Annotated in this window: 4 protein-coding genes; all 4 read left to right on the top strand. The window is 62.8% G+C overall.

Features of this window, described 5'->3' with window-relative positions; genetic code table 11:
- The first annotated feature begins 389 nt into the window (after positions 1–389).
- The 4 genes from AAFO90_RS23525 (at position 390) to AAFO90_RS23510 (ending at position 6,476) form a co-directional block, all read left to right on the top strand.
- Positions 390–725 (top strand): hypothetical protein, encoded by a 336-nt coding sequence (locus AAFO90_RS23525; protein WP_347511000.1) that lies wholly within the window; start codon positions 390–392, stop codon positions 723–725.
- 13 nt (positions 726–738) lie between these two features.
- Positions 739–2,961: a nidogen-like domain-containing protein gene (locus AAFO90_RS23520; RefSeq protein WP_347510999.1), complete on the top strand. Its 2,223-nt coding sequence runs from the start codon at positions 739–741 to the stop codon at positions 2,959–2,961.
- 159 nt (positions 2,962–3,120) lie between these two features.
- Positions 3,121–4,836 carry a calcium-binding protein gene (locus AAFO90_RS23515; protein WP_347510998.1) on the top strand — a complete coding sequence of 572 codons (1,716 nt, stop codon included), beginning with the start codon at positions 3,121–3,123 and terminating at the stop codon, positions 4,834–4,836.
- Between the two features lie 191 nt (positions 4,837–5,027).
- Positions 5,028–6,476: a M10 family metallopeptidase C-terminal domain-containing protein gene (locus AAFO90_RS23510; RefSeq protein ID WP_347510997.1), complete on the top strand. Its 1,449-nt coding sequence runs from the start codon at positions 5,028–5,030 to the stop codon at positions 6,474–6,476.
- The last annotated feature ends 209 nt before the right edge of the window (positions 6,477–6,685 follow it).

Raw genomic sequence — 6,685 nt, 5'->3', positions numbered from 1 at the left:
CCCTCACGGGCATGCTGGCTGCGGGTGAGTTCGGTCCAGGCCATCGTGGTCTCCGTTCAGTGTCGTACCCGAACAGAAACACAACCTCCTGAACTCACTCAATTAGTTTCAAATCGGGCTCTTAGCGACAGCAGCCAGACTGGGGTGTCAGGGATCAGGCCGGTAAGATCTTCAGGTCGCGATACCATCCGCCGCACCTTTCCTTTTATGCCTTCACATGAACAGCGTGACGTCCCGGCACCCTGTGCCCGGAACGTTACGCTCCTTGATTGAAATCAAGAACATCCTCCCCGAACCATGCCATCCTTGATCTGGCGCGGTTAGAAGGGGCTCGATCGCGCGCGGGGCGGATCGTTCGGAGAACAACAGCAGCAGGGGGCACCGGGGATATGCCATCTTTGCACACAGTCAGAACCGCAGCGGCTCTGTCTCTGCTCGCCTCTGCCAGCGTCGCTCAGGCGGATGCGCCCGGCTCCGGGAGCAGCGGCTGTCGCCTGCTGCAGACGCAGGCCGCGGTGATCTGCAAGGCCAAGGTCTCCTGCCGCAGCTCTGCCCCGGCGGTCGCGGCCACCCGTCCCCTGTTCTTTCATTGCGCCGCAGGCCAGCCCCTGTCCCGCCCCGTTGCCGAGGCCGCCATCGGCGCCTTCAAATCCCCGCGGTATTTCCGCTGCTGCATCGGCAACGATCTTCTTTCCATCCTGCCGACTGCTTCCACATCCGACTGAAAGGACCCCTGCGATGGCTTTTAACGATTACCGATCCCTTCTGGTGAGTGACACCGAAGCCTGGCACGATGGCAGCGGTGTCCTCACCTATTCCTTCATCGGCACCGAGATGCCGCGTTATTACCGCAAGCTGGATACCGATGGTGAGGGCACCAAGGACGCCTGGAACATCGGCGGAGAGACCGTGCCTTTCACCAATGATGTCTCGATGACGGTGGAACAGCGGGCGATGACCTCGGCCGCGATCAATGCCTGGAACGAGGTGGCCAACGTCAACCTTCAGCCCGGCACCATCGCCCGCGGCGGCACCGACAGCACATTCGGCACCCCGGTCACTGGCGATGGCACCCTGGTTGCGGCAGGCGGCAGCGCCCTGCCCGTCAATGACGATGGCTCCTCCCTGGTGGATATGTCGGCGGTCTTCGAGGAGGGGCTGGATTTCTTCGGCGAAGAATATGATGCCAGCCAGATCTACGTGAACACCAATGGCAATATCACCTTCGGATCAGGCCTGTCGCAATATACCCCAAGCGGGATCTCGGCCGGCTCCACCCCGATGATCGCCGCCTTCTGGGCCGATGTGGACACCCGCGCCGGGCAACCGATCTACGTGGATGTGGATGCCGAGGCCGATGTCGTCACCATCACCTGGGAGGATGTCGGGTTTTACAACCAGCACGCCGCGCCCAGCAATTCCTTCCAGATGCAGCTTTATGACCGCGGCGAGGGCGATTTCGACATCGTCTTCCGCTACGAGGATATCAACTGGTCGGCCGGCACCGCCTCGGGCGGTGATGAGGAAACCGGCCTTGGCGGCACCCCGGCCCGGGCCGGTTATTCGGCCGGCAATGGCGCCGATTTCTTCGAGCTGCCGCAATCGGGCAATGAAGGCGCCATCACCAATCTGGAGAACACCACCGGCAATACCGGCGTCGAAGGGCTTTGGGTGTTCGAGGTCCGCAACGGCGCCATCGTCGGCGACATCACCTTTGCCGCCACCGAGTTCGACGACGCCGATCTGTTCGGATTTGTCGCCAATTTCCCCAATCCCGACCACCTGGGCGACCGCCCGTCAAAGGCCGGCGATCTGTGGATCAACAGCGCCAATGAAGACCAGTTCATCCCCGGCACCGGCCCGGTCTATGGTCACACCAGCTGGAACACCTACCTGCACGAGCTCGGCCATGCCCTGGGCCTGCAGCATCCCAACGAAGCGCCCAATGACGACAGCACCAATGCCCAGTACACGGTGATGTCCTACGTGGAGCATCCCTCCGAATCCGGCGAACCGCTGAGCACTCAGGCCTATTCCCTGACGCCAATGGTCTGGGACATTCAGGCCATGCAGGAGCTTTACGGTGCCAATACCACCACCCGCGCCAGTGACACTGTCTATTTCGGCGATGGCGGCGGCAGCCATGGCGCAGCGGAATATCAATACGCCACCAATGCCGACAACGATCTCGGCATGCAGGTCAAAGGCGAGGATGGCACCTATCGCGATGTCTACCTGACCATCTGGGATGCCGGCGGGCAGGATCTGATCGATGCTTCGGATCTGTCGACCCGCAGCCTGATCGACCTGCGCCCCGGGAAATATTCCACCATCGGCGAGGAGACCGACAATATCGCCGTCGCCGCCGCCGTGCGCCAGGATGGAGCGGTGATCAATTTCATCGAGGATGCCTGGGGCGGCAGCGCCAAGGACCGGATCATCGGCAACAATGCCGACAATGATCTGCGCGGCGGCGGCGCCCGCGACCTGATCCGCGGTCGCCGCGGCAGCGACGAGATCGCGGGCGAGGGCGGCAACGACCGGCTGTTCGGCAATGGCGGCGCCGACCTGATGCTGGGCGGCCGCGGCAAGGACCGCATGAACGGCGGCGGCGGCGGCGATGAGCTCTCCGGCAACGCCGGCCGGGATACCCTGAAGGGCCGCAACGGCAGCGATCTCCTGGACGGTGGCGGCGGCAATGACAAGCTGATCGGTGGTGGCGGCGGCGATACCTTCGTTTTCAGCCGCGGCGATGACCGGGTACGCGATTTCGACACCAGCCGCAGCGGCGAGGTGATCGACCTCTCCGGCGTTGCCGCCTTCACCGGTTTCAGCGATGTGATGACCAACCACGCCAGCGACGAAGCCGAAGGGGTGATGATCCGCGATCTGACCGGCAATTCGATGCTGCTCGAAGGCCTCACCATGGGCGAGCTCAGCGCAGACGATTTCCTGTTCTGATTGTATTGTATTTCAGGCGCATCAGGGTCCGGGGTTTTTTACACACCCGGGCCTGTTTTCTGTTCTTCTGAGGCCGAGAATCGTTAAAATCATCCGGTAGATTTGCTGCCGGTAGTCTGGGGCAGCGACCTGAGTGACCAGTAGAAGGGACCCTCCTCCATGACAACCTATAGCCTGACCGGTATTGCCGTGCTGCGCAGCAGCCTCCAGGGCGAAGAAGACGTGATCCGCGGTGTTGAAACAGGAATTGACCTGTCCATCTTTGTGCCCGGCGATACCTCGACGCTGCGCTATACCAATTCCGCCAATTCCGAAGAACCGAACCAGCCGCTGGCGGATATCCGCGTCGACGGTGCCACCGGTTACATTGAAGGCGGCCCGCTGGACGAGGACGAAGCCTCGATCCTTGAGGTGCGCTGGAATGATGGCGGCACCATCCGCACCACCACGGTGCTGGTGATGACCTTCTTCGAGGCCGAGGTCGATGGCTACAGCGATGTGGACGCCGATGCGATCTTCGTGCTGGACGGCGCGCCCCTGCCCAGCATCAGCACCCGCGCCCAGTGGAATGCCTTTGACAACAGCATCCAGTCGGTCGGCCCGGCAACAGGCACCTTTGCCCCGAACCAGGAAATCCCGCTGACCACCTTCTTTGACTCTTCGACCGAAGATGACCTGATCATCGGCAGCGATGGCAATGACGAGCTGATCGGCGGTCCGGGCAACGACACCATCAACCCGGTCGACAATGTGGACAGCGATTTCATCCAGCCCGGCGCTGGCCGGGACCGGGTGATCTTCTCGGATCTGGAGCGCGGCTATGTGCATCTGGATCACTCGGATCTTGACGAAGGCATCACCGTGGAAATCGACGGCAATGCCAATACCGGGCTGATCGACAAGGGTGACAACGGCCGCACCCGGCTGGTGGATGTGCAGAACCCGATCCTGGCCGGCGCCGATATCGGCGGGCTTGGCGTGGTAGGCACCGATTTCAATGACATCTTCCGCGTTACCTCGGCCGATGGCGGCTGGCTGCAGCTGCGCGGGGGCGGCGGCAACGACCGTTTCGTCATCGGCGAAAGCGACGGCGCGGTGCGGCTGGATTACATCAACGCAGACAGCGGCGTGGTCGCCAAACTGAACCGTGGCCGCGTCATCGATGACGGGATGGGCGGCGCGGACCGGATTGCGGGCGACGGACAGATCACCGAAATCCGCACCGGCATGTATGATGACAAGGTGATCGGATCGGGCCAGAACGAAAGTTTCATCCTGATGGCCGGCGATGACACGGTGAACGGCAAGGGCGGCTACGACCGGCTGCGCTATGACCGTTCGGGCGTCGATGCCGTCGAGGTAAACCTTGGCCGGGGTGAGGCCACCGGCACCTGGCGCGACGAAGCCTTCAGCCACAGCATCCGCGGCATCGAACATGTGCGCGGCTCCCGCGCAGGCGATGACACCCTGCTGGGCAACCGCGGCGACAACCGTTTCGATGGCCGCGGCGGCAATGACACCATCAAGGGCAAGGGCGGCAATGACCGGCTCAATGGCGAGGATGGCCGCGACAAGCTGCTGGGCGGCGGCGGCAACGATACCCTGGATGGCGGCGCCGGCAACGACCTGCTGATCGGCCAGAAGGGCGGCGATACCTTCGTCTTCTCCGAAGGCCGCGACAAGGTCAAAGGCTTTGGTGGCGCCGACGAAATCGATCTCAGCAGCGCCGAGGGAATCAGCGATTTCACCGACCTGAGCAACAACCACCTGAGCGAAGCGCGCGGCAATGTGGTGATCACCGACGATGACGGTGATCGCATGATCCTCGTGAACCGCGATATCAGCGATCTGAGCGCAGACGATTTCCTGTTCTGATCCGCTTCTGCTTTCCCCGGCCCAGTGGTCTGGCGCCGGGGAAGGCCCCCATTTTCAGCTCCCTTTTCCGTCCCGCCTGTCCACTTCTGAGGTCGGCGGCCCGGCCTTAACCCGACGACAGGGCAAAACGGCTTAAAGAGATTTACGGGGTCCGTCCCGGATCCTCGACCTATTTGAAAGACAGAACCGCCATGGCCCGCAGGAACAGCTATCAGTCCATCCTTGGTGACAGCTGGCATGACGGCAGCGGCAGCGTGACCTTTTCCTTCCTCGACGCGGACATGCCGGGCTATAACCGGGCTGTCGACACCGATGGAGACGGCATAAAAGACGCCTGGCGGGTCGGCGGCGGCCGGGTCTCTTTCGACAATGATTTCTCCATGACCGCGAGCGAACAGGAGATGGCCCTGCGGGCGGTCTCCGCCTGGAACGAGGTCTCGGGCGTCAACCTGCAGCCCGGTGTGATCCCGGGCGAAGGGGTCGGGGATATCACCTTTGCCAGCACCGAATTCCGCGATCGCTTTCTCTTCGGCTTTGTCTCGGGGTTTCCCGATGCGGAGGATCTGGGCGAAACCGCCTCGCGCGCGGGCGATGTCTGGATCAACCGCAACAACCGCGATCAGTTCCTCGCGGGTGCCGGTGACGAGGGCGGGCCGGTCTATGGTCACACCAGCTGGAACACCTACCTGCACGAGCTGGGCCATGCCCTGGGCCTCTATCATCCGAACGAAGACCCCAACAATCCAAGGACCAGCAACCAGTACACGGTGATGTCCTATGCCGCCCACCCGGAGGAACGCGGTGACGGTCCAGGAAAACAGGCCTTTCCGCTGACGCCGATGCTCTGGGACATCGAGGCCATGCAAGAGCTTTACGGCGCCAATACCACCACCCGCAGCGGCGATACCGTCTATTTCGGCGATGGTGGCGGCGCGCGCGGCGCGCTGGAATATCAATACGCCAGCAATCCCGACAATCCGCGCGGCATGCAGGTACAGGGCGAAGATGGCCGCTACCGCGATGTGATCCTCACCATCTGGGATGCCGGCGGGCAGGATCTGATCGATGCCTCAGGCCTTACCACCAACAGCCGCATCAACCTGCGCCCCGGGAGCTATTCCTCGATCGGCGAGATCGACAACAATATCGCCGTGGCCTCTGCCGTCCGTCAGGACGGCGCGGTGATCAACTTCATCGAAGACGCCTGGGGCGGCTCCGGGCACGACCGGCTGCGCGGCAATGGTGCGGACAACAGCCTGCTGGGCCAGGGGGGCCGTGACCGGCTTGTCGGTGGCGGCGGCAACGATCAGCTGGACGGCGGCGCGGCGCGCGACCGGCTGCGGGGCGGCGCAGGCGATGATCAGCTCGACGGCGGCATGGGACGCGATGTCCTGACCGGCGGCAGGGGCACCGATGTCTTTGTCTTTTCCGCCGGAGTGGACCGGGTCCGGGATTTCACCGTCGGCGAGGACAGGATTGATCTGACCACGGCCACCGGCATCACGGATTTCCAGGACCTCAGCGACAATCACATGCGCGCCCGCAACGGCCATGTGGTGATCGAGGATGGCACCGGCGACATCCTGATCCTGCGGCACCAGGAGATCGGCGTGCTCAGCGCAGAAGACTTCCTGTTCTGAGGGTGTCAGAACAGGAAATCATCGGCATCGATCTGCCCCGGGCGCAGATCCTCCAGCAGCAGATGCCCCGCGCCGGTATCGATTATACCCGGAGTCACTGAAGACCCGAGATCTGAAGGGTTGACGTGCAAGAAGGTCGCGATTCAAGTAACGGCATGATCCGTCCCGGTTTTCTTACCTCTTCAGAGCGGCGTGAGCTTGTCGCTTGC

The organism is Phaeobacter sp. CAU 1743, assembly GCF_039839315.1.
Lineage (GTDB): Bacteria > Pseudomonadota > Alphaproteobacteria > Rhodobacterales > Rhodobacteraceae > Phycobacter > Phycobacter gallaeciensis_A.
The sequence above is the reverse complement of the archived record's forward strand: the minus strand, read 5'-3'. Positions and strand labels throughout refer to the sequence as shown.